We start from the raw sequence: 24395 nt of genomic DNA on the forward strand, positions 1-24395 counted from the left end.
CATTTTTATTTGTACTGCACATCAGGATCACTGATCGTCGAAGTACCGCTCATGCCAATCCACCAACGGCTGTGGCGAGTTGAGCTTCTGGCCGTAGATCACCGAGTACGACAGCACGTTCTGCACATACTGGCGGGTTTCGTCGAACGGGATGCTTTCCACCCACACGTCGAAGCTCAAGTGATCCGCGCCGCGCAGCCACTGACGCACACGGCCGGGGCCGGCGTTGTAGGCGGCGGAGGCGAGGACGCGGTTGCCGTTGAACTGGCTGTGGACCTGGCTCAGGTAAGCGGCACCGAGTTGGATGTTCTTGTCCGGGTCGAGCACTTGCTGCGGCGAGGCCAGCGGAATGCTGAATTTGCGCGCGGTTTCCTTGGCGGTGCCGGGCATCAGTTGCATCAGGCCGCTGGCGCCGACACCGGAGCGGGCGTCGGCCATGAAGGCGCTTTCCTGGCGGGTGATGGCGAACACCCAGCTCGAATGTAATCCACGTACCTTGGCTTCACGCACCAGGGTTTCGCGGTGGGCCATCGGGAAGCGGATGTCCAGATCATCCCAATACTGCGCCTGACTGATGGTGCGGATTGCCGGGAAATACCATTTCAGGTCGTACGCCAGTTTCGCCTGGGCGACCATTTCGTCACGGCTGAAGTGACGGCTGACGTGGTACCACTCGCGACGACCGTCGACGATCTGCCCGCGGGCGTGGAATTCAAGGGCGCGACGCACACCTGGTGTGTTGCGCACCTTATTGATCAGCGCCTGGCTCAGGACCAAGGGTTTGTTGTTCAGCGAATAAGGTGATTGCGAACGATCGGCGGCGAGGAAACCGTAGAAATCGCGCTCACGAGCGAGGTTCTTGTAGAGCGTTTGCGCTTCCGGGTTCTGCGGTTGCGCCAGCTCCAGGCTGCGGGCCTGCCAGTACCGCCAGCGGTTGGTGGTCGCCAGATCCTGCGGCAGGCGACGAGTCAGCTGATAGGCATCGTCCCAGCGGGCCAGACGCAACAACAGGCGCATACGCCATTCTGACACCGTGTTGTCCCGCAGCTCCGGGTCGTACTTCGTCATCATGTCCAGTGCGCGAGGATCGAAGCGTTTGGCGAGGGTCAGCCCGATTTCCCGGGCGATCGCAACTTTTTCATCGCGGGAGAAGTGCATGCTGCTGGCATAGCCGTCGAGCAGGTTCATGGCCTTGTCGGGGTCCTGGCGAGCAAGGCGGCGCAGGCCGAGGCTGACCACGTCGGACATCGGTTCGTCGGCCGGGGTGAAGCGCGATGGCTGGTTCAGCAGTTCAGGCTTCTGCGCCACATCCACCAGCAAGCGACCGCGAGGGGCGAGGGTGGACAGGCCATTCACGAGGCTGTTGGCCAGCGGATAGTTTCGCGCGTGAGCGGCGAGCTTGACGCGCTCCCAGCGTTTTTGTTCGGTCAGTTGACCTTCGGCGGCCCATTGTCCGAACAGTGCGTCGCAGGCCGCAGGTTGGGATTTGCCGGTCAGCCAGAGTTTATTGGCGTTGGCGTAGCCTTCGGTTTTCTGGTTATGACCGATCTGGTACTGCGCGTTCAGGCAATCCAGCTCGGTGAAATTGAGCTTGGGGTCGTAGTACTTGACGAAGGTCGCCCAGTCGCCGCGCTCCGCCAGCCAACGCAACCAGCGCAACTTCATCCAGTTGGCCTGGGGCAGGTCACCGTGTTCGGCGAGGAATTTTTCGATCTCGGCATTGCTGGCGGATTTCAGCCGCGCAGTCAGCTCGTCGTAGGCCAGGTACGGCTCCAGCGGATAATCGCTGAGGGCCTGGCTGTAACGGAAATAAGGGCCGGTATCGCCCTTGGCCAGGGCACGCTTGGCCTCATCGTAATATTGACGCTGGGTGGACAGGTCCACCGCCTGGGCGGTTTGAACGGCAGTGGCAGAAAGAAGCAAGCAAGATAAAAGACTGAAAAGGCGACTGCGCATGAGACGTCCGGGCAGAGAAATCACGACAAGTGCAGGCTTAACCTGCACTGAATTGTCTGTAGCTTAGCCTTTTGCCAGCAACGGGCGAAAGCTTTGCCGGTCTCTCTGCACAAGTTCGCAACAATTGTCATGCAGAGTGCTTCGACATTGAAATTGCCGGCCTTCTGAAGCCTCAAGTCAGGTAGAATGCGCGCCCGGTTTTTGGAGAAGCTCATGACCCTGCTCAAATTCAGCGATGTGTCCCTTGCTTTCGGCGCTATGCCGTTGTTGGACAAGGTGTCCTGGCAGATCGCCCGTGGTGAGCGGGTGTGCATCATCGGCCGCAACGGCACTGGCAAGTCCAGCATGATGAAGCTCGTCAAGGGCGACCAGAAGCCCGATGAGGGCTCCGTTTGGCGTGCCCCCGGCCTCAAGATTGGCGAATTGCCGCAAGAATTGCCGGTAGCCGACGAGCGGACCGTGTTCGACGTGGTTGCCGAAGGCCTGGACGGTGTCGGCGAGCTGCTCGCGCAGTATCACCACCTGAGCCAGAACATCGTCACCGACGCCGACCTGGACAAACTGATGCACGTCCAGCACGACCTCGAAGCCCGCGACGGCTGGCGTTTGCAGCAACTGGTCGACAGCACCTTGAGCCGTCTGCAGTTGCCGGCCGACAAGACCCTCGCCGAATTGTCCGGCGGCTGGCGTCGACGCGTCCTGTTGGCCCAGGCCCTTGTTTCCGAACCGGACTTGCTGCTGCTCGACGAGCCGACCAACCACCTGGACATCGGTGCAATTGCCTGGCTCGAAGAAGCGCTGAAGGATTTCCAGGGCGCCGTGCTGTTCATCACGCACGACCGTTCATTCCTGCAGAACCTCGCGACCCGCATTCTGGAACTGGATCGCGGCGGCCTGATCGACTGGAACGGCGACTACGCCAGTTTCCTCGTGCACAAGGAAGCCTCGCTGGCCGCTGAAGAAACGGCCAATGCGCTGTTCGACAAAAAGCTGGCCCAGGAAGAAGTCTGGATCCGCCAGGGCATCAAGGCCCGTCGCACCCGTAACGAAGGCCGCGTGCGCGCATTGAAAGCCCTGCGCGTCGAGCGTAGCGAACGTCGCGAGCGCACCGGCAAGGCCAACATTCAGCTGGATACCGCTGACAAATCCGGCAAGCAGGTGATGGTCCTCGAGAACGTGAGTTTCGCGCATCCGGGTGGCCCGTTCCTGATCAAGGATTTCTCGATGGTCCTGACGCGGGGCGATCGTATCGGTCTGCTGGGCGCCAACGGTACCGGCAAAACCACACTGCTCAAGCTGATGCTCAGCGGTTTGCAACCAACCAGCGGCACAGTGGAAGAGGGGACGCGCATCGACGTGGCTTACTTCGACCAGTTGCGCCATCAGTTGGACCTGGAAAAGACCGTGATCGACAACGTGGCCGAAGGTCGCGACTTCATCGATATCGATGGTCAGAGCCGTCACGTGTTGAGCTATCTCGGCGACTTCCTGTTCAGCCCGCAGCGTGCCCGCACGCCGGTGAAGGCGCTGTCGGGTGGTGAGCGTGCGCGTCTGCTGCTGGCCAAACTGTTCAGCAAACCGGCGAATCTGCTGGTCCTCGACGAACCGACCAACGACCTTGACGTGGAAACCCTCGAGCTTTTGGAAGAGGTCTTGCTGACCTTCAACGGCACCGTGCTGATGGTCAGTCACGACCGGGCATTCCTCGACAACGTGGTCACCAGCACCCTGGTCTTCGAAGGCGAAGGCAAGGTTCGCGAATACGTCGGTGGTTACCAGGACTGGCTGCGTCAGGGCGGCTCGCCGCGCCTGCTGGGCGTGACCGAGAGCAAGTCCGGCAAGGCCGACCTGACTTCGGCGGTGGTGACGGCGCGAGCGGCGCCGGTTGCTGCGGCAGTTGAAGCACCGGTGGCGAAGAAGAAGCTCAGCTACAAGTTGCAGCGGGAGCTGGAGATGTTGCCGGCTCAGATCGAGGCCATGGAACAGCAGATCGCTGCCGTCGAGGCCCAAATGGCCGATGCCGGTTTCTATCAGCGTCCTGCGGCCGAGACCGCTGCCGTGATCGCTCAGCTTGAGCAGTTGCAGGCTGAGCACGACGTGATGGTAGAGCGTTGGGCCGAGCTGGATGCCTGATTGATCCTGCAATAAAAAAGCCCGGCGTTCAGTGATGAACGCCGGGCTTTTCGTATGGAATGCGGTCTACAGATTGACGCAAATCCCCTGTGGGAGCGGGCTTGCTCGCGAAGAGGGACTTACATTCAACATTGATGTCGACTGAATGTCCGCCTTCGCGAGCAAGCCCGCTCCCACATTGGTTTTGTGTTGTCAGCTTTTGATCAGGCGCACCGCGAGCACATCACACGGCGCACCGTGCAGTACGTCATTGGCCGTCGAGCCCAGCAGCAATGCCAGGCCGTGCCGGCCATGGCTGCCCACCACGATCAGGTCGCAGGTCTGTTCCTTGGCCAGGTGGTGAATCTCCTGGCGGGGCTGGCCGTAGGTCAGGTGGCTGTATTCTTTGGAGAGTTCCGGATACTTGACGATCAGTCGGTCCAGGCGCTCCTTGGCCTGGTCGAACTGCTGTTGTTGCAGTTGTGACAGGTCCATGGGCACGTCACCGCCAAAGGCCATGGCCATCGGTTCGACGATGTGGACCAGGGACAATTTCGCGCCATTGCTCACTGAGAGCTCGCGAGCACGGTGGATTACAGGGTCGCACTCTTCGGTTAGATCTACAGCGACCAGAATGTGGTTGTAGGGCATGAGGTGCTCCTCCTGAGGATTGCAATATTGGTAAGTATGGCTGGTTTCAAGCGCAATGGTTCCAAAGTGACTCAAGGCGCTCATCAAGAATCGGGAGTACAGATATGACGGTCTGGATAGTGGTGTCAATCCTGCTGGTGGTACTGAGTCCGCTGGCATGGTTGCGACCGTCCCGCGGACAGAGCGGGCGCATGGCCTTGCGCATGGAGGCGCGGCGTATCGGCCTGGCCATGCAGCTGGCGCCCCAGGAGTGGCCACACTGGCTGAGCCAGGAGCCACCAAGCCCTTGCGCTCAGTATCATCGGCCGCGTCGTGGCAATCAGCCGGCGTGCTGGAGTTACTGGCAAAAGTCGCCGGGTGTGTGGGTGAATCAGTGGCAGGAGGTTTGCGAAGATCGGGCGCTGCTCAATCATTTCGAAAAATTGCCGGCCAACGTCTACAAGGTCGAGGCAGACAAGCAGATGATCACCCTGTATTGGGGCGAGAAGGGCGAGGCGACGGTTTTGCAGGACATCGATGCAGTGCTGAAAGCGCTGGCATGATTCAGGGATATTTCGCGCTGCAATGGCGCGAAACCTCCGACAGACAGGCAATAAAAAGCCCGACATCATCATCGGGCTGGGTTGGCCAGGCAGGCCGGTAATTCGCTGTAGGGCTGATCTTACGCTGGGCATTCGCCGCAAGTGTTCATATTTTTTCTTCGGGTTCCCGCCAGCGTAGCTTGTTAAACACGGGCTGCAGCGAATTAGGGCGACTTTTCTAACTATTGATTCTATGAATGGCTTCACATGCAGATGCGTGTTGAAGATCTTCGCAGTACGGAAGTGACCGCAAAGTCGCGTTTCAACCCGTATTTTGGGCGATTGACAATTGCCGGAAATTCCGTGAAGGTGGCGTACCCAAATCAAACGGGCGTATGAATTGAGCGTTTGTATTTCAGACCGCTCCTACAGAATCCCGACTATCGCGTTGGCGGGTGTGCCGGGTGGATTGGCGTTAGCATCGACGATAAGCGTCCTGCCGAGCCATTCGCCTGCGTCCGACGTGTACTGTTCAGCTTCCATATCGTGGAGATCAGTTGATGATTTACGAAGGTAAAGCCATCACGGTTAAGGCTCTTGAAAGTGGCATCGTCGAATTGAAATTCGACCTCAAGGGTGAGTCCGTCAACAAGTTCAACCGTCTAACCCTGAACGAACTGCGTCAGGCCGTAGACACCATCAAGGCAGATGCTTCGATCAAGGGTGTGATCGTCAGCAGTGGCAAGGACGTCTTCATCGTCGGCGCCGACATCACCGAATTTGTCGAGAACTTCAAGCTGCCTGATGCAGAGCTTGTCGCTGGCAACCTCGAAGCCAACAAGATTTTCAGCGATTTCGAAGACCTCAACGTCCCGACTGTCGCCGCGATCAACGGCATCGCGCTGGGTGGCGGTCTGGAAATGTGCCTGGCGGCGGACTATCGCGTCATGTCCACCAAGGCCAAGATCGGTCTGCCGGAAGTCAAACTGGGCATCTACCCGGGCTTCGGCGGTACCGTGCGTCTGCCGCGCCTGATCGGTGCCGACAACGCCATCGAGTGGATTGCCGCTGGCAAGGAAAACCGTCCTGAAGACGCGCTGAAAGTCGGCGCCGTCGATGCCGTGGTTGCCCCTGAGAAACTGCAGGAAGCGGCACTGGAGCTGATCAAGCGCGCCATCTCCGGCGAATTTGACTACAAGGCCAAGCGTCAGCCGAAGCTGGAAAAGCTGAAACTGAACGCTATCGAACAAATGATGGCTTTCGAAACCGCTAAAGGTTTCGTGGCAGGTCAAGCGGGCCCGAACTACCCGGCACCGGTCGAAGCAATCAAGACCATCCAGAAAGCCGCGAACTTCGGTCGTGACAAGGCGCTGGAAATCGAAGCCGCCGGTTTCGTCAAACTGGCCAAGACCTCTGCCGCGCAGAGCTTGATCGGTCTGTTCCTGAACGATCAGGAACTGAAGAAAAAGGCCAAGGCCTACGACGAAATCGCCAAAGACGTGAAGCAGGCTGCCGTATTGGGCGCCGGCATCATGGGTGGCGGTATCGCTTATCAGTCGGCTTCCAAAGGCACGCCGATCCTGATGAAGGACATCAACGAACACGGTATCGAGCAAGGCCTGGCTGAAGCCGCCAAGCTGCTGGTCGGCCGCGTCGATAAAGGTCGCATGACACCGGCGAAAATGGCTGAAGTGCTTAATGGCATTCGTCCAACCCTGTCCTACGGTGATTTCGGTCACGTTGACCTGGTCGTTGAAGCCGTTGTCGAGAACCCGAAGGTCAAGCAAGCCGTTCTGGCCGAAGTCGAAGACAAGGTCAAAGAGGACACCATCCTCGCGTCCAACACCTCGACCATTTCCATCACCTTGCTGGCAAAAGCCCTCAAGCGTCCGGAAAACTTCGTCGGCATGCACTTCTTCAATCCGGTGCACATGATGCCGCTGGTTGAAGTGATTCGTGGCGAGAAGTCCAGCGAGCTGGCCGTTGCCACCACCGTTGCCTACGCCAAGAAAATGGGCAAGAACCCGATCGTCGTCAATGACTGCCCGGGCTTCTTGGTCAACCGCGTCCTGTTCCCGTACTTCGGCGGTTTCGCCAAGCTGGTCAGCGCCGGTGTGGACTTCGTCCGTATCGACAAGGTCATGGAAAAATTCGGCTGGCCAATGGGCCCGGCGTACCTGATGGACGTGGTCGGCATCGACACCGGTCACCACGGTCGTGACGTGATGGCTGAAGGTTTCCCGGACCGCATGAAAGACGATCGCCGTTCGGCTATCGACGTGCTCTACGAAGCCAAGCGCCTGGGCCAGAAGAACGGCAAGGGTTTCTACGCCTACGAGACCGACAAGAAGGGCAAGCAGAAGAAAGTGGCCGATCCGTCGGTGCTGGAAGTGCTCAAGCCGATCGTTTACGAGCAGCGCGAAGTCACTGACGAAGACATCATCAACTGGATGATGATCCCGCTGTGCCTGGAAACCGTGCGTTGCCTGGAAGACGGCATTGTCGAAACCGCCGCCGAAGCCGACATGGGTCTGGTCTACGGTATTGGTTTCCCTCCATTCCGTGGCGGTGCGCTGCGCTACATCGATTCGATCGGTGTTGCCGAGTTCGTTGCCCTGGCTGACCAGTACGCTGATTTGGGCGCGCTGTACCACCCGACCGCAAAACTGCGTGAAATGGCCAAAACCGGCCAACGGTTCTTCGGTTAAGCGTCCCAACTTTTGAGCGAGAGTGAAATTTTATGAGCTTGAATCCAAGAGACGTCGTGATTGTCGACTTCGGTCGTACTCCGATGGGCCGCTCCAAGGGCGGCATGCACCGCAACACCCGCGCCGAAGACATGTCGGCGCACCTGATCAGCAAATTGCTGGAACGCAACGTCAAGGTTGACCCGAACGAAGTCGAAGACGTGATCTGGGGCTGCGTTAACCAGACCTTGGAGCAGGGCTGGAACATCGCCCGCATGGCGTCCCTGATGACGCAGATCCCGCACACTGCCGCCGGCCAGACCGTCAGCCGTCTGTGTGGTTCGTCGATGAGCGCTTTGCACACTGCTGCGCAAGCGATCATGACCGGCAACGGTGACGTGTTCGTCGTCGGCGGCGTCGAGCACATGGGCCACGTGAGCATGATGCACGGTGTCGATCCGAACCCGCACATGTCGCTGTACGCGGCGAAAGCCTCGGGCATGATGGGCCTGACCGCTGAAATGCTGGGCAAAATGCATGGCATCACTCGCGAACAACAGGACGCTTTCGGCGTGCGCTCGCACCAGCTCGCCCACAAGGCGACCCTGGAAGGCAAGTTCAAAGACGAAATCATCCCGATGCAGGGCTACGACGAGAACGGTTTCCTGAAACTGTTCGACTACGACGAAACCATTCGTCCGGAAACCACCCTGGAAAGCCTGGCGGCTCTGAAGCCAGCGTTTAACCCGAAGGGCGGCACCGTGACGGCCGGTACTTCGTCGCAGATCACCGACGGTGCTTCGTGCATGATCGTGATGTCGGCGCAGCGTGCACAGGACCTGGGCATCCAGCCGCTGGCGGTTATCCGCTCGATGGCCGTGGCAGGTGTGGATCCGGCAATCATGGGCTATGGTCCAGTACCGGCCACTCAAAAAGCACTGAAGCGTGCGGGCCTTGGCATTAACGACATCGACTTCTTCGAGCTCAACGAAGCTTTCGCTGCACAGGCCTTGCCAGTGCTGAAAGATCTGAAAGTACTCGACAAGATGAACGAGAAGGTTAACCTGCACGGCGGCGCGATCGCCCTGGGTCACCCGTTCGGTTGCTCCGGTGCGCGTATCTCCGGCACCTTGCTGAACGTGATGAAGCAGAATGGCGGCACCTTCGGGGTAGCCACCATGTGCATTGGCCTCGGCCAAGGCATCTCCACCGTCTTCGAACGCGTTTAAGCGTTTCGTTGATGGAAGCCGGGGCCAAGTGCCCCGGTTTTTGTTTTTCTGAATTTATTTTTTGTTTTTATTTTTAAAAGATTTGAGTGAGGGCCAAACCATGCCGATACAACCTGGGCTCTACCAGCATTACAAAGGTCCGCAGTACCGCGTATTCAGCATTGCGCGGCATTCGGAAACCGAAGAAGAAGTGGTCTTCTACCAAGCCCTGTATGGCGATTACGGCTTTTGGGTGCGTCCCTTGAGCATGTTCCTGGAGTCGGTCGAGGTTGACGGCGAACAGGTGCCACGCTTTGCTTTGGTGCAAGCCGAACCGAGCCTTTTTTCGAAGCCATAAGCTGAGTGCGCGCAGGACCCTGCGCTTGACCTCACCTTGTAGCCACTATATATAGCGGTGCCGCGTCAGGCGCCAACCGCCTTTCACTTCTAGAATTCAGGAATTTTCTGATCCATGGGCAAATCGCTGGTCATTGTGGAATCCCCGGCTAAGGCCAAGACCATCAACAAGTATCTGGGTAACCAATACGTGGTGAAGTCGAGTATCGGCCATATCCGAGACCTGCCCACCAGCGGTTCGGCTAGCGCCAGCAAAGAGCCAGCCGCCAAGCGCGGCAAGGCTGCCGCGGGTGAAGGTCCGGCGCTCACGCCGAAAGAGAAAGCGCGCAAGCAGCTGGTCTCGCGCATGGGTGTCGATCCCGATCATGGCTGGAAAGCCAAGTACGAGATCCTCCCGGGCAAGGAAAAGGTCATCGAAGAGCTGCGCCGGCTCGCCAAAGATGCTGACACCATCTATCTCGCAACCGACTTGGATCGCGAGGGGGAAGCCATTGCCTGGCACCTGCGCGAAGCCATCGGTGGTGATGACAGCCGCTATAAGCGCGTGGTGTTCAACGAAATCACCAAGAAAGCGATCCAGGAAGCCTTCTCCAAACCGGGTGAGCTGGACATCGATCGTGTAAATGCCCAGCAGGCGCGTCGTTTCCTCGATCGCGTCGTGGGTTACATGGTTTCGCCGCTGCTGTGGGCCAAGGTCGCCCGTGGCCTGTCCGCCGGTCGCGTGCAATCGGTTGCGGTAAAACTGGTCGTTGAGCGTGAGCGTGAAATCCGCGCGTTCAACCCGGAAGAATACTGGGAAGTCCACGCTGACCTCGGCACCGCCAAGGGCGCGACTGTGCGTTTCGACGTTGCCCGCGAGAAAGGCGAGGCCTTCAAGCCGCTCAACGAAGCCCAGGCCATGGCCGCGCTGGAGAAGCTCAAGGCTTCCAGCTACAGCATCGTCAAACGCGAAGACAAACCGACCAGCAGCAAGCCGTCGGCACCGTTCATCACGTCCACCCTGCAACAGGCTGCCAGTAACCGCCTGGGCTTCGGCGTGAAGAAAACCATGATGATGGCCCAGCGTTTGTACGAAGCCGGCTACATCACGTATATGCGTACCGACTCCACCAACCTCTCGGCCGATGCCGTGACGATGGCGCGCACTTATATTGAAGGCGAATTCGGCAAGAAGTACCTGCCGGAAAACCCGAACGTCTACAGCAGCAAGGAAGGCGCACAAGAGGCTCACGAAGCGATTCGTCCGTCTGACGCCAACACCGAGCCAAGCAAGCTGTCGGGCATGGAGCGTGATGCAGAGCGGCTCTACGAGCTGATCTGGCGCCAGTTCCTCGCGTGCCAGATGCTGCCGGCCCAATACCTGTCGACCACGGTCACCGTCGGTGCCGGCGATTTCGAGCTGCGCGCCAAGGGCCGCATCCTGAAGTTCGACGGCTACACCCGCGTCATGCCGCAAATCGCCAAGCCTGGCGATGACGACGTGCTGCCGGACATGGCTCAGGGCGACGCGATGAAGCTGATCAAGCTTGATCCGACCCAGCACTTTACCAAGCCGCCGGCGCGTTACTCGGAAGCGAGCCTGGTCAAGGAAATGGAAAAACGCGGCATCGGTCGTCCTTCGACCTATGCAGCGATCATTTCGACCATTCAGGACCGTGGCTACGTAGCGTTGCACAACCGTCGTTTCTACTCGGAAAAGATGGGCGACATCGTCACCGAGCGTCTGGCCGAGAGCTTCTCCAATCTCATGGACTACGGCTTCACCGCCGGCATGGAAGAGAACCTCGATGACGTGGCCCAGGGCGAACGCGACTGGAAGAACGTACTCGACGAGTTCTACGGCGACTTCAAGAAGAAACTCGAAGTAGCTGAAAGCGCTGAAGGCGGCATGCGCGCCAACCAGCCGGTGATGACTGACATTCCGTGCGTGTTGTGCGGTCGTCCGATGCAGATTCGTACCGCATCGACTGGCGTGTTCCTCGGTTGCTCGGGTTACAGCCTGCCACCGAAAGAACGCTGCAAGGCCACCGTCAACCTGGTGCCGGGCGACGAAATCGCTGCGGACGACGAGGGTGAATCGGAATCCCTGGTGCTGCGCGGCAAGCACCGCTGCCCGATCTGCAGCACGGCAATGGACGCGTACCTGCTGGATGAGAAGCGTAAGCTGCACATCTGCGGTAACAACCCGGACTGCTCAGGCTACGAAATCGAAGAGGGCACCTATCGCATCAAAGGCTACGAAGGTCCGAGCCTGGAATGCGACAAGTGTGGCAGCGAGATGCAGCTCAAGACCGGCCGTTTCGGCAAGTTTTTCGGTTGCACCAATGCAACCTGCAAGAACACCCGCAAACTGCTGAAAAGCGGTGACGCGGCGCCGCCGAAAATGGATCCGGTGAAGATGCCTGAGCTGAAATGCGAAAAGGTCAACGACACCTACATCTTGCGCGACGGGGCTTCCGGCCTGTTTCTGGCGGCGAGCCAGTTCCCGAAAAACCGCGAGACCCGTGCTCCGCTGGTGATCGAGATCGTGCCGCACAAGGACGAGATCGATCCGAAGTACCACTTCCTCTGCGAAGCACCGAAGAAAGATCCGGACGGCCTGCCTGCTGTAATCCGTTACAGCCGCAAGACCAAAGAGCAGTACGTGCAGACTGAAGTCGACGGTAAGCCGACTGGCTGGAAGGCGTACTACGACGGCGGCAAATGGACGGTTGAAGACAAGCGTCCGGCAGCCAAAGCGTAAAAAAGGCTGTACACAAAAGGCCGCATGACAACCCTCGGGTTTTCATGCGGCCTTTTTGTTTTGTGCTTGCGGTCAGATCGGCTGATCCATGACACTGTCTGACCTGCTTTAAGCAATTATTTCGTTGTGGAGGCTGCCGTCATGGCCCAAGAACTCTATACCCGCACCAACCAGAAGATTTATTTCGCCGGCCTGTCGCTGGAAGCGCTCGCCAGAGCCGAAGAGGGGCGAGCGATGAATTCTCTGGCGCTGATTCAGGCAGGGCGCGAGTCGGCGTTATTCCACCTGTACGGTGCGTTGCTGGGGCTGTGCCATGAAATTGCCGGCTTTTACCGTTTGCCTCAGGCCAATGCACCTCGGGCAGAGATGCTGCTGACTCGCGAAGTGCTGGAGGCCATCGCCATCCCGGAAATGGCTGAGATGGTCGAGTTGGCTCAGAATCGGGAAACCTGGCTAGCCAAGCTGCTGGCTGCTCACGCGGCGATGTTTCAACCGCCTCGCGCTCCGCACAAGCCCAAGGGTGACGTGACTCAGCCTCTCATCCTGGCGGTTAACCTGGATGAGGAAGAGGTGCCTGAGGAGTTGAGTCGCGAAGAGCTGGAGAGCTGGCGTCAGAATTTGAAAGCGCTCGCAATCCGGTTTCGCGAAGGCTTGAACGAGTGCTGATCGGCTAAGACCCGGTGGTGCGATTAAAAGCGCTGCTGGTCAAGTTACCGAGCGAAGCCTGGCCGATGCCTATATAATCCCCGCCTTTCGTGGAGAACAGACCTTTATGCCAACGTCCTTTCTAGAAATTGTCGAGTTACCAGACGGCCGAATCGAGCTGCGCAGGGCCGAGGACGAGGGTTCTCTGGTTACTTTGGATTTCTCCGAGGATGCCAAGGCTTTCCTGCAGGGCCAGCACGTGGAAGTCGCCAAGGCGATGTTGAGCGTCGGTGTTCAGATGGCAGGGCGCCTGGTTGAAGGCGAATTCAATACCGATGAGAGTTCGCGGGTCCTCCACTGATCCCATTCGTCGCTTTCTGCTGATCCGGCTACGAACCGGCTTCTCTATCCTTTGAGAAGCCCCGCGCTATTCATTGCGCGCATTGTTTAAACCTCAACCCAAGCGAATATTCAGGCCCTGCGCATCCCCGGTACGGGCTGCGCTGATCAACTGTTGCCGTGAGTTTGTGTTCAAAGGGTTGAGCCAGCTGACAACCGTGTGGCTGCGGCCCAGGCGCAAGGCTTCGCAGGTCAACTGCTGAGCACTTTGAGTGCCGCGAGGTTGCAGCAGCAGGATGCGCTCGCGGTTAAGGCCAGCGTCCCGTAACCACGCCTGAGTCAGGCTGGCGGGCGGGGCGATCAGTGTCAGCCAGCGCGCGTCCTGATCCTGGCTCAGCTCCCGAAGGATCGGCGCCAAAAGGTTCAGGCAGTTCCCGGCCGCACCACGCAGTGAAAGCTCGCTGAAAACTTCGGGTTCGGCGCTCCAGGGCGACTCGACCACGTCTTTCAGGATTGGCGCTAACGGTTGCACCATGAATGCCTCGAACAACGGCAGTTGGGCTTGCTGTGAGGTGTGTGGGAACTGCATAAAGCCTCCTTTAGCGGCGAATGACGCCGACACTCAAGCCTTCGATCACCAGATCCTGATCTTTCAGGTTGACTTCGATTGGGGCAAATTCAGGGTTTTCGGCAATCAACCAGACCTTGCTGCCGTCGCGCTTGAAGCGTTTGACGGTCACTTCGTCACCGATCCGCGCCACGACGATCTGGCCATTGCGGGCTTCCCGGGTGGTGTGGACGGCCAGCAGGTCGCCGTCAAAAATACCGACGTCCTTCATGCTCATGCCATGAACACGCAGCAGATAATCAGCGCGCGGATGGAAGAAGGCAGGGTTGATGTTGCAGGATTCTTCGATGTGCTGCTGGGCCAGAATCGGCGCACCGGCAGCTACTCGGCCAATGATCGGCAGGGTCGACTCGTCGGCCTTGGCTTCGAAGCCGGGAATGCGAATGCCACGGGAAGCGCCCGGGGTCATCTCGATCGCACCCTTGCGGGCCAGCGCCTTGAGGTGTTCTTCCGCTGCGTTGGGCGACTTGAAACCCAATTCTTGAGCGATTTCTGCACGGGTCGGCGGGTAGCCGTTGTCTTCGAGGCAGCGTTTGATGAAGGCCAGAATCTCTGCTTGGCGTGGCGTCAGCTTTAGCATATTGATCGCTCTGTCTTTTTATACAGTGACTGGGATTATATACAGTGAAACGGTCTTGGCAATGCCCCTTTTTTGGCCGGCCGCTGGACGGTCAATCAGCCGGCTGATTGAAGGCTTGCCGTTGTATGGTTAAATAGCTGACCGACCATTCCCAAAACGAACCGGCAGGCTTGACAACGCACAGGCTGAAACGTATGTTTCAAACAAGTGTTTGTCAGGCGGAGTAGCCATGGCCCAGTCGGAAACCGTTGAACGCATTCTCGATGCTGCCGAGCAGTTGTTCGCGGAGAAAGGTTTCGCTGAAACCTCGTTACGTCTGATCACCAGCAAGGCTGGTGTCAATCTGGCGGCGGTCAATTACCACTTCGGTTCGAAGAAGGCGCTGATCCAGGCGGTCTTCTCGCGCTTTCTCGGGCCGTTTTGCCTGAGCCTCGATAAAGAGCTGGAACGGCGTCAGTCCAAGCCTGACAACAAGCCGACACTCGAAGAGTTGCTCGAGATTCTGGTTGAGCAGGCCCTCGTCGTGCAGCCGCGCAGCGGTAACGATCTGTCCATCTTCATGCGGTTATTGGGGCTGGCGTTCAGCCAGAGCCAGGGCCACCTGCGTCGTTATCTGGAAGACATGTACGGCAAAGTGTTCCGCCGCTACATGATGCTGGTCAACGAAGCCGCTCCGCGCATTCCGCCGATCGAACTGTTCTGGCGCGTGCACTTCATGCTCGGCGCCGCGGCGTTCAGCATGTCGGGGATCAAGGCGTTGCGGGCGATTGCCGAGACCGATTTCGGCGTCAATACGTCTATTGAGCAAGTGATGCGCCTGATGGTGCCGTTCCTGGCTGCAGGCATGCGGGCCGAAACCGGCGTCACTGACGCGGCCATGGCCACCGCGCAACTGCGTCCGCGCAGCAAGTCTGCCCCGGCCACAGCCAAGGTTTGACCATGCACGGGTGGGCGCGGCGGCTGACATCCGCTAAGCTAGCCGCCCATGCCGACTCTCGTTCTGAACCCGCTCCCCATTGATATCGCCGACCTGCCGGGCACAGCCCAAGGCGGCGTATTCACGCGAGCCGGGTTTTTCGTTATCAAGGAATTTCTATGACTGCTGGCCTGCAAGGCTCGTTGATGGTGGACGTCGCCGGTACCTGGCTGACGGCCGAAGATCGCCAATTGTTGCGTCAGCCCGAAGTGGGCGGCCTGATCATTTTCGCCCGTAACATCGAAAGCCCGCGCCAGGTGCGCGAGCTGAGCGCCGCGATCCGCGCCATTCGTCCCGATCTGCTGCTGGCGGTGGATCAGGAGGGCGGTCGCGTTCAGCGTCTGCGCCAAGGCTTCGTGCGACTGCCGGCCATGCGCGCCATCGCCGACAACCCGAACGCCGAGTACCTGGCCGAGCAGTGCGGCTGGATCATGGCCACCGAAGTGCTCGCCGTCGGCCTCGACCTGAGCTTCGCTCCGGTGCTGGACCTTGATTACCAGCGCAGCGCCGTCGTCGGGACCCGTTCGTTTGAAGGTGACCCGGAGCGTGCAGCGCTACTGGCGGGTGCATTCATTCGCGGCATGAACAGCGCAGGTATGGCCGCCACCGGCAAGCATTTCCCCGGCCACGGCTGGGCCGAGGCGGATTCCCACGTCGCGATCCCGAACGATGAGCGCAGCCTCGACGAAATCCGCGCCAACGACCTGGTGCCATTTGCCAAGTTGAGCAAGCAACTGGCTGCCGTCATGCCGGCCCACGTTATTTATCCACAAGTCGATCCCCAGCCTGCCGGCTTTTCCCGCCGCTGGTTGCAGGACATCCTGCGTGGTGAACTGCAATTCGACGGCGTGATCTTCAGCGATGACTTGTCCATGGCCGGCGCACACGTGGTGGGCGATGCCGCCAGCCGTATCGAAGCCGCGCTGACCGCCGGTTGCGACATGGGCCTGGTCTGCAATGACCGCGCTGCTGCGGAACTGGCCTTGAGTGCGGCCCAGCGTTTGAAGGTCACACCGTCCGAGCGCATTGCGCGCATGCGTGGCCAGTCGCACGCCAACACTGAATACCGTCAGAACCCGCGCTGGCTGACCGCAATCGGCGCGCTCAAAGAAGCTCAACTGATTGAATAAGGACTTTTCGTTATGACGGTTTACGCGATTATCGGTGGCACCGGCCTGACTCAACTCGAAGGCCTGAACATTCGTCAGTCATTGGCTGTGGATACGCCTTATGGCGCGCCGTCGGCCGAGGTGCAGATCGGTGAATACGCCGGCAAGGAAGTGCTGTTCCTCGCGCGTCACGGTCACCCGCATAGGCTCCCGCCGCATCAGGTGAACTACCGCGCCAACCTCTGGGCGCTGAAACAGGCCGGTGCCGAAGCGATCCTCGCGGTCAACGCCGTGGGCGGCATTCATGCTGCGATGGGCACTGGACACTTCTGTGTGCCGCATCAACTGATCGACTACACCAGCGGACGCGAACACACCTATTTCGCCGATAACCTGGAACACGTCACCCACATCGACTTCAGCTATCCCTACAGCGAAACGCTGCGTCAGCAATTGATTGCGGCGCTGGCGGCTGAAGGCGTCGACTACAGCAGTCAGGGTGTGTACGCCTGCACTCAGGGCCCACGTCTGGAAACCGTCGCTGAAATCGCGAAGCTGGAACGGGATGGCTGCGACATCGTCGGCATGACCGGCATGCCGGAAGCGGCATTGGCCCGTGAGCTGGAACTGGAGTATGCGTGTCTGGCGCTGGTGGTGAACCCGGCAGCGGGCAAGTCCGCGGCGGTGATCACCATGGCCGAGATCGAGCAGGCGTTGCATGACGGGATGGGGAAGGTTAAGTCGACATTGGCGCGGGTGCTTAAGGGCTAAGTCAGTCGTAATACCGGGTCGACCCTATCGCGGGCAAGCCCGCTCCCACAGGGACAGCGATGACCCTGTGGGAGCGGGCTTGCCCGCGATAGCAATCTATCTGGCGCCGACGATCTCAGCGCTTTTCCAGCTTATCCGGCAACGGCGTAAACAACGCTTCAATATCATCGCTCTGCAACTTCCAGTCCCCGGTCTTGCGTCCATCCAGCACGCCCGCCGCCAGGTCGGATTTTTCCTTTTGTAGGTGCTGAATCTTCTCCTCCACCGTGCCACGGGCGATCATCTTGTAGACGAACACCGGCTTCTCCTGGCCGATGCGATACGCCCGGTCAGTCGCCTGATTTTCCGTCGCCGGGTTCCACCACGGATCGTAGTGGATCACCGTGTCCGCCTCGGTCAGGTTCAAGCCGACACCACCTGCCTTCAAACTGATCAGAAAGATCTGACGCTTGCCGCTCTGAAAGTCTTTCACCGGCGCCCGTCGGTCGCGGGTCTGTCCCGTCAGCAGCGCGTATTCAACGCCACGTTTCTTCAGTTCAATTTCGATCAACGCCAGCATCGAGGTGAACTGCGAAAACAGCAAAATCCGTCGACCTTCCTCGAACAACTCATCCAGCATTTCCATCAGGCTATCGAGCTTGCCCGAAGTGCTGCCGCGCGTCGGCAGCACGGCATCGTTGACCAGGCGCAAATCGCAGCACACCTGACGCAGTTTCAGCAGCGCTTCAAGAATGATGATCTGGCTGCGCGCCACACCTTTGCGAGTGATCTCATCGCGGACTTTCTTGTCCATCGCCAGGCGCATGGTTTCGTACACATCGCGCTGGGACTCATTGAGCTCGACCCAATGGATGATTTCGGTCTTGGGTGGCAATTCCGTCGCCACCTGCTCCTTGGTCCTGCGCAGCAGAAACGGTTTGATCCGACCATTGAGGTGCTGAAGCCTGACTTCACTGGCGCGTTTCTCGATCGGCACGCGGTAATCGCGGTTGAAGCTTTTGACGTCACCGAGCCAGCCAGGCAACAGGAAGTGAAACAGCGACCACAGTTCCCCCAAGTGGTTTTCCAGCGGCGTGCCACTCAGGCACAGACGCTGACGCGCATTCAACTCACGGGCAGCCTGAGCGGCCTTGCTGTTGGGGTTCTTGATGTACTGCGCTTCATCCAGAACCAGCACATGCAGAGGCTGCGCCGCCAGACGTTCGACGTCCTTGGGCAGCAGCGCATAGGTGGTGAGGATCAGGTCGTAATCGGCCAGATGGTCGAAATGTTTTTTGCGACTGGCGCCGTACAGCGCCAGCACGTTGAGTTGCGGCGTGAAGTGCGCGGCTTCGTCGAGCCAGTTCGGGATCAGGCTGGTGGGCATCACCACCATGCACGGCCGATCAAGGCGTCCGGCGATTTTCTCGCTGAGAATATGCGCCAGCGTCTGTAGGGTTTTACCCAGCCCCATGTCGTCCGCGAGAATTCCGCCGACTTCCAGTTGCCGTAACGACTGCATCCAGCTCAAGCCTTCCAGCTGATACGGGCGCAAGGTTGCGTTCAAGCCCTCCGGTGCGGTCGCGGTGAAGTCCTTGATGTCCCGCAGTCGCTGGGCGAACGTGCGGATCTGCTCGCCACCTTCCCAAAGCAGCGGCATGCCTTCCAGCGGATTCAGGCGCGTGGCGTCGGCCTTGCTCAGGCGCAGCGTGGTTTCGCCGGGCTCTTGCAGGTAGAACTCGCCGAGGGTTGCCAGTACCGGTTTCAACCGGCCAAAGGGCAGGGCGACCTGCAAGGGGCCGTACTCGGAGTTCGGGCGGTTGGGAATGTTCACCAGAATCAGTTCGTCGTCGCGCCGGCGGGCGAGGCGTTCCGGGTTTAGGATTTCGGTGTGGGAGCGCATCAGGTTCAGCAGGATCGGCAGCAAGCTCAGGCGCTCGCCGTTGACGATGATCCCCAGTTCCAGATCAAACCAGTCGCGCTCCGGCGCCTGCTCGACAGTGGCATACCAGTCATCTACGGCGGTCAGGTCGAAACCGAATTCCTCATCGATCTGCAGCTCCCAGCCCTGGGCGCGCAACTTCGGTAGCTCGTTGAGGGTGAAGGTCAGCCAGGCGCTGTCGTTGACCATCTCATACAGTTCGCCGGCACTTTCCGGCAAGGCTTTGCTTTGGCGGGTAGCGATTTTGAAACCGAGGATTCGCAGCTGTTCCCTGTAGGTCTGTTCGACTTCCGGGTGGCGTTTTATCCGCAGCGTCTGGGTTTCCTGACGAATCAGGACGTCGGCGTTCTTCTGCCCGGAAACGTATTCATCGAGGTAACTGAAAGACAGCGCCGCACGGTGCTGGATGTAGCGCTGCATCTTGCCGTTGCGCGGCTCGAAGGCGCTGAACTCGATGCTCGCCAGCCACAGGCGCGGCACCGGTTGCACGTTATCCACAAGCACTTGGGGCGGCGCCTTCGGGCTGCGGTTCTCCAAAACGGCCTGCAGTTTTTCCAGCAGTTCGGCGTCTTGTGCGGCGGCGGGGTAGGCCAGGGTTTCCTGCACCTTCAGCAGCACCGCCGCGCAATGTTTGCAGTTGGCATGAACCGGGCACGTGCACGTGGCATCGACCATCAGCAAAGTCGCTTTGGCTGACTCGCGCAGGCGAATGGTCTGACGGTAAACGTTACCGCCAGAGCCTTCGCAGGCGGCAATGATCGTAGCGTCGCCGGCCTCGACGATCCTGACGCGGTTCTCCAGCGCGTAGCGACGGCCACGCTCCAGGCTCTGTTCCTTGAATCGGCTGACCCAGGAAGGTGCCAGGGGTTTGCTCAGGGTCGCTGACATAAGGACTCAATCAGTCCGGAATTTCATCGGGGGCTGGCCGAGGTGCCGGGGCGGTCAACGAGGTGATCTTGATCAACATGCCCAGGTGGCCGTTGTCGAGGAAGTTCAGCTGGCCGTTTTTGGTGTGGCTTTCCTGCTTCAGGCGTTCGCTGGCAGTGACCATGCCGTTGGCGTCGATCTGGTTGACCCAAAAGTCCGCATCCACATCCGTGAAGCGCCCCAGCTTCAGGCTCAGGGTGCCCTCGATCGGAAACTGGCCGAACTTCTCCTCGCCGTCGCTGATCGCGATTTTGCTGGCTTCCTCGCCGAGGTTCTGCTGCCAGGCCTTGTGCAGCAACACGGTGTATTCGTTACTGGCGGTCAGTTTTTCCACTTCGCCATTCAGGCTTGGCGTGCGGAAGCTGTCGGGGCTGATGCGCTGGGCGCCGGCAGCCCAGTCTTCCGGTGCGGCTTTGCTGACAATGGCAGGCACGGCGTTCTGCCGCACCAGGATCATTTCAACCTGATACAGGTCATCGGCAAACGCCGTTGGGGCGACCAGGGTGGTCAGCAAAGTCAGTAAACGAAACAGGCGCATGCGGCGTCCTTCAAGCAGTTTTCGGAATGAGGCACTCAAGCAGCGCCTCCACAGTATTAAAGCGCTCTTGCGGGCTTTCCATCGGGACCATGAATTTAAACATCGTGGCGCCTTCGAATTTGTAGCGTTTAGGCTGGCCCTGAATCAGTTTGATCAGGGTCAGCGGATCGACCGGCGTCTGCGCCGCGAACTCGATCCGGCCGCCTTGCGGGCCGCCGTCGACTTTTTTGATGCCCAGCAGCTCGGCTTGCAGCTTCAGCGCCGTGATGCGCATCAGGTTCTTGGTGGGCTCCGGCAGCAGGCCGAAACGGTCGATCATCTCCACTTGCAGGTCCTTGAGGCCTTCCTCATCGGTGGCCGAGGCAATGCGTTTGTAGAGAATCAGTCGGGCATGCACGTCCGGCAAGTAGGCTTCGGGAATCAACGCCGGGACACGCAGATTGACTTCCGGGCCACCGCCCAACGGCTGATCGAGGTTCGGTTGTTCGCCCTTGCGGATCGACTTCACCGCGCGCTCGAGCATCTCCATGTACAGGGTGAAACCGACGGCCTGGATCTGACCGCTTTGACCGTCGCCCAGCAATTCACCGGCGCCACGGATTTCCAGGTCGTTGGTGGCGAGCACGAAGCCCGCGCCGAGGTCCTGGGTGTTGGCGATCGCTTCCAGGCGCTTTTCCGCGTCCGGAGTGATCTGCTGGCGCGGCGGGGTCAGCAGGTAAGCGTAAGCCTGGTGGTGACTGCGACCGACCCGGCCGCGCAACTGGTGCAACTGCGCCAAGCCGAATTTGTCGGCACGCTCGATGATGATGGTGTTGGCGCTCGGCACGTCGATGCCGGTCTCGATGATGGTCGAGGCGATCAGCACGTTGAAGCGCTTGTGGTAGAAGTCGCTCATCACCTGTTCGAGATCGCGTTCGCGCATCTGCCCGTGGCCGATGCCGATCCGCGCTTCCGGCACCAGTTCGGCGAGGTCGGCGGCGCATTTCTCGATGGTCTTTACGTCGTTGTGCAGGTAGTAGACCTGACCGCCACGCAGCAACTCACGCAGCAGGGCCTCTTTGACCGTGCTCTTGTTCTGCTCCATGACGAAGGTCCGTACCGACAGGCGACGGGCCGGCGGCGTGGCGATGATCGACAGGTCGCGCATGCCCGATACCGCCATGTTCAGCGTGCGCGGAATCGGCGTGGCGGTCAGGGTGAGAATGTCGACTTCACTGCGCAGAGCCTTGAGCTGTTCCTTCTGACGGACACCAAAACGGTGCTCTTCGTCGATGATCACCAGCCCGAGGTTTTTGATCTTCACGTCGTCTTGCAACAGCTTGTGCGTGCCGATGACGATGTCGATCTTGCCTTCGGCGAGATCGGCGACCGCGGCGTTCACTTCCTTGGTCGACTTGAAGCGGCTCATCACTTCCACGCTCACCGGCCAGTCGGCGAAGCGGTCGCGGAAGCTGTTGTAATGCTGCTGGGCGAGCAGGGTGGTCGGTACCAGAATCGCCACCTGACGACCGCCGTGCACCGCAATGAACGCTGCGCGCATGGCCACTTCGGTCTTGCCGAAACCCACATCGCCGCAGACCAGGCGATCCATCGGTTTTGGCGCGAGCATGTCGGCGCGCACGGCATCGATGGTGGTTTGCTGGTCCGGGGTTTCTTCGAACGGGAAACCGGCGCTGAACGTCGCGTAATCGGCTTTCGGGTCTTCGAAGGCATACCCTTCGCGAGCGGCGCGACGGGCATAGATGTCGAGCAATTCGGCGGCGACGTCGCGCACCTGTTCGGCGGCTTTGCGTTTGGCTTTCTGCCAGGTTTCCGAGCCGAGGCGGTGCAGCGGGGCCAAGGCATCGTCGCTGCCGGTGTAACGGGCGATCAGGTGCAGGTTGGCCACCGGCACGTAAAGCTTGGCGCCTTCAGCGTATTGCAGAGTCAGGAACTCGGCGGCTTGATCGTCGATTTCCAGGGTTGCGAGCCCGAGGTAACGGCCGACGCCGTGATCGATATGCACCACCGGCGCACCTTCACGCAGCTCGGTGAGGTTCTTGATCACTGCGTCGTTGTTGGCATCGGCGCGTTTTTCGCGGCGACGACGCTGCATCACGCGCTGACCGAACAACGGGCTTTCGGCCACCAGCGCCAGGGCCGGATTGTCGAGCACCAGACCCTCGTCGAGCGGCGCGATGGTGATCGCGAGGCGCTCCTTGCTCGCGACAAAGTCTGGCCAGCTGTCGACGGTTTTCGGCCGCAGCTTCAGGCGTTCGAGCAATTCCAACAGTACTTCACGACGGCCCGCGGACTCGGCGGTAAATAGCACGCGCCCAGGGAACTCGTCGAGGAAGCCGGCCAGCGCCGCCAATGGCTGGGTGGCCTTGGCTTCGATGGCCAGGTTCGGCAGTTCGCGCGCCGGGAAGCGCTCGCGGCCAACGCCGGTTTCCACGTCCTGTTGACTGGCCACCACACGCGGCCAGTTCTTCAGGCGGGCAAAGCAGTCTTCCACCGGCAGGAACAGCTCGGCGGGTGGCAATAAAGGACGGGAAGGATCGACGCGGCGCTCTTCATAACGATTGCGCACGTCATTCCAGAAGTTCTCTGCCGCCTGTTCGATGCCCGGCAAGGAGAACACTTGGGTGTCCTGGGGCAGGTAATCGAACAGCGTCGAGGTTTCGTCGAAAAACAGCGGCAGGTAGTACTCGATACCGGCCGGCGTGATCCCGCTGCTCAAATCCTGGAAGATCGGGCAGCGGCGAAAGTCGACATCGAAGCGCTCACGAAAGCGCGCCTTGAAGCGGGTGACGGCGTCTTTCTGCAGCGGGAATTCCCGCGCGGGCAGCAGGCGAACGGTGTCGACTTTATCAATGGAGCGCTGGTTTTCCGGGTCGAAGGTACGCAGTGTCTCGATTTCGTCGTCGAACAGGTCGATACGGAAGGGCAGTTTGCTGCCCATCGGGAACAGATCGATCAGCGAACCGCGGACCGTGAATTCGCCGTGCTCGTACACCGTGTCGACGTAGCGATAGCCACTGGCCTCGAGCCGGGTGCGCATCTGCTCGACGTCGAGCTTCTGGCCAACGTCCAGCACCAGGCTGCTGCCGAGCAGGAATTTGGTCGGCGCCAGGCGATGCAGCGCGGTGGTGATAGGCACGACCAACACGCCATGACTCAGCTCCGGCAACCTGTACAAGGCCGCGATGCGCTGGGAAATGATGTCCTGGTGGGGCGAAAACAGATCGTAAGGCAGGGTTTCCCAGTCCGGGAAATGCAGCACGGGCAAATCCGGGGCGAAGAAACCCAGCTCCTGTTCCAGCCGTTCGGCACTTTGGCTGTCGGCAGTCAGTAGCAGGGTAAAGCGCTTGGCAGCGCTGGCAGCCTCGGCGATGGCCAGGCTCAGGGCGGCACCGGGCAGGTTGCCCCAGTGCTGTTTACCTGCCGCGGCAGGGAGAAGCGGTAGACGCAGAACGGGCACGGAAGGTTGAGCTCCAAGCGTTGCGACAAAGTCGGTAATTGTAGCGGCCCCGGGTGCCGCCTGTCAGTTGCTGATGTGTCTATTACGCCGGTTTGGCGAAATGTAGTGGTAAAGACAAAATCTGCCGGTTTTTTGCTGAGATTTGATGATTATGTAGTGGCAAAACGACCAGGTGTTACGGAGGGTTACGGATAAGACAGCGATGTCTCCAAAAAATTGACTGGGCTGAAAGCCGCGGTTTTACTGGGCTTTAGCGGTGCGTAATT

General features: G+C 59.6%; 18 protein-coding genes. 11 read left to right on the plus strand and 7 right to left on the minus strand.

Annotated elements, in window-relative coordinates; translation table 11 throughout:
- Positions 1-27: 27 nt before the first annotated feature.
- Positions 28-1956, minus strand: a complete 1929-nt coding sequence (locus tag ACA072_RS09635) for a transglycosylase SLT domain-containing protein (protein ID WP_497624101.1) — start codon at positions 1954-1956, stop codon at positions 28-30.
- 213 nt (positions 1957-2169) lie between these two features.
- On the opposite strand from ACA072_RS09635, the gene ACA072_RS09640 reads away from it, so the two are divergent.
- A complete protein-coding gene (locus ACA072_RS09640; RefSeq protein ID WP_497624102.1) occupies positions 2170-4089 on the plus strand; it encodes an ATP-binding cassette domain-containing protein in 1920 nt (639 codons plus the stop codon).
- 192 nt (positions 4090-4281) lie between these two features.
- Here the strand turns inward: ACA072_RS09640 and ACA072_RS09645 are convergent, their stop codons facing one another.
- On the minus strand, positions 4282-4719 hold the full coding sequence (locus ACA072_RS09645) for a universal stress protein (protein WP_008151425.1): 438 nt from the start codon (positions 4717-4719) through the stop codon (positions 4282-4284).
- Between the two features lie 104 nt (positions 4720-4823).
- On the opposite strand from ACA072_RS09645, the gene ACA072_RS09650 reads away from it, so the two are divergent.
- The 7 genes from ACA072_RS09650 (at position 4824) to ACA072_RS09680 (ending at position 13241) form a co-directional block, all read left to right on the plus strand.
- Entirely contained in the window at positions 4824-5261 is a 438-nt protein-coding gene (locus ACA072_RS09650; RefSeq protein WP_223511686.1) for a hypothetical protein, read from the plus strand.
- Between the two features lie 539 nt (positions 5262-5800).
- Positions 5801-7948, plus strand: a complete 2148-nt coding sequence (fadB, locus tag ACA072_RS09655) for a fatty acid oxidation complex subunit alpha FadB (RefSeq protein ID WP_497624103.1) — start codon at positions 5801-5803, stop codon at positions 7946-7948.
- Between the two features lie 32 nt (positions 7949-7980).
- Positions 7981-9156, plus strand: a complete 1176-nt coding sequence (gene fadA, locus ACA072_RS09660; RefSeq protein WP_010456360.1) for an acetyl-CoA C-acyltransferase FadA — start codon at positions 7981-7983, stop codon at positions 9154-9156.
- Between the two features lie 100 nt (positions 9157-9256).
- Positions 9257-9493 carry a DUF1653 domain-containing protein gene (locus ACA072_RS09665; RefSeq protein WP_046047845.1) on the plus strand — a complete coding sequence of 79 codons (237 nt, stop codon included), beginning with the start codon at positions 9257-9259 and terminating at the stop codon, positions 9491-9493.
- Between the two features lie 114 nt (positions 9494-9607).
- Positions 9608-12235 (plus strand): type I DNA topoisomerase, encoded by a 2628-nt coding sequence (gene topA, locus ACA072_RS09670; RefSeq protein WP_497624104.1) that lies wholly within the window; start codon positions 9608-9610, stop codon positions 12233-12235.
- 141 nt (positions 12236-12376) lie between these two features.
- Positions 12377-12901 (plus strand): DUF6586 family protein, encoded by a 525-nt coding sequence (locus ACA072_RS09675; RefSeq protein WP_497624105.1) that lies wholly within the window; start codon positions 12377-12379, stop codon positions 12899-12901.
- A 106-nt stretch (positions 12902-13007) separates the two neighbouring features.
- Positions 13008-13241, plus strand: a complete 234-nt coding sequence (locus ACA072_RS09680) for a hypothetical protein (protein ID WP_010456352.1) — start codon at positions 13008-13010, stop codon at positions 13239-13241.
- 93 nt (positions 13242-13334) lie between these two features.
- Here the strand turns inward: ACA072_RS09680 and sulA are convergent, their stop codons facing one another.
- Together sulA and lexA are read right to left on the minus strand one after the other, a co-directional pair.
- Positions 13335-13808, minus strand: a complete 474-nt coding sequence (gene sulA, locus ACA072_RS09685) for an SOS-induced cell division inhibitor SulA (protein ID WP_497624106.1) — start codon at positions 13806-13808, stop codon at positions 13335-13337.
- 10 nt (positions 13809-13818) lie between these two features.
- A complete protein-coding gene (gene lexA / locus ACA072_RS09690; RefSeq protein ID WP_497624107.1) occupies positions 13819-14427 on the minus strand; it encodes a transcriptional repressor LexA in 609 nt (202 codons plus the stop codon).
- 229 nt (positions 14428-14656) lie between these two features.
- Between lexA and ACA072_RS09695 the strand changes: the two genes are divergently transcribed.
- The 3 genes from ACA072_RS09695 (at position 14657) to ACA072_RS09705 (ending at position 17283) form a co-directional block, all read left to right on the plus strand.
- A complete protein-coding gene (locus tag ACA072_RS09695; protein WP_497624108.1) occupies positions 14657-15364 on the plus strand; it encodes a TetR/AcrR family transcriptional regulator in 708 nt (235 codons plus the stop codon).
- Between the two features lie 170 nt (positions 15365-15534).
- A complete protein-coding gene (gene nagZ, locus ACA072_RS09700; protein ID WP_497624963.1) occupies positions 15535-16533 on the plus strand; it encodes a beta-N-acetylhexosaminidase in 999 nt (332 codons plus the stop codon).
- A gap of 12 nt (positions 16534-16545) precedes the next feature.
- Positions 16546-17283: an S-methyl-5'-thioinosine phosphorylase gene (locus ACA072_RS09705; RefSeq protein ID WP_497624109.1), complete on the plus strand. Its 738-nt coding sequence runs from the start codon at positions 16546-16548 to the stop codon at positions 17281-17283.
- Positions 17284-17398: 115 nt separating this feature from the next.
- On the opposite strand, the gene ACA072_RS09710 is transcribed toward ACA072_RS09705, so the two are convergent.
- Genes ACA072_RS09710 through mfd form a run of 3 tightly spaced genes read right to left on the minus strand, consistent with a single transcriptional unit; the run spans position 17399 to position 24129 of the window.
- The gene (locus ACA072_RS09710) at positions 17399-20092 is read right to left on the minus strand and encodes an SNF2-related protein (protein ID WP_497624110.1); all 2694 of its coding nucleotides are present in this window, start codon (positions 20090-20092) and stop codon (positions 17399-17401) included.
- A gap of 10 nt (positions 20093-20102) precedes the next feature.
- Positions 20103-20669: a CsiV family protein gene (locus ACA072_RS09715; protein WP_497624111.1), complete on the minus strand. Its 567-nt coding sequence runs from the start codon at positions 20667-20669 to the stop codon at positions 20103-20105.
- Positions 20670-20679: 10 nt separating this feature from the next.
- Positions 20680-24129, minus strand: coding sequence for a transcription-repair coupling factor (gene mfd, locus ACA072_RS09720; RefSeq protein WP_497624112.1), 3450 nt, complete (start codon positions 24127-24129; stop codon positions 20680-20682).
- Between the last annotated feature and the right edge of the window lie 266 nt (positions 24130-24395).

This window comes from Pseudomonas sp. LBUM1656, assembly GCF_059716065.1.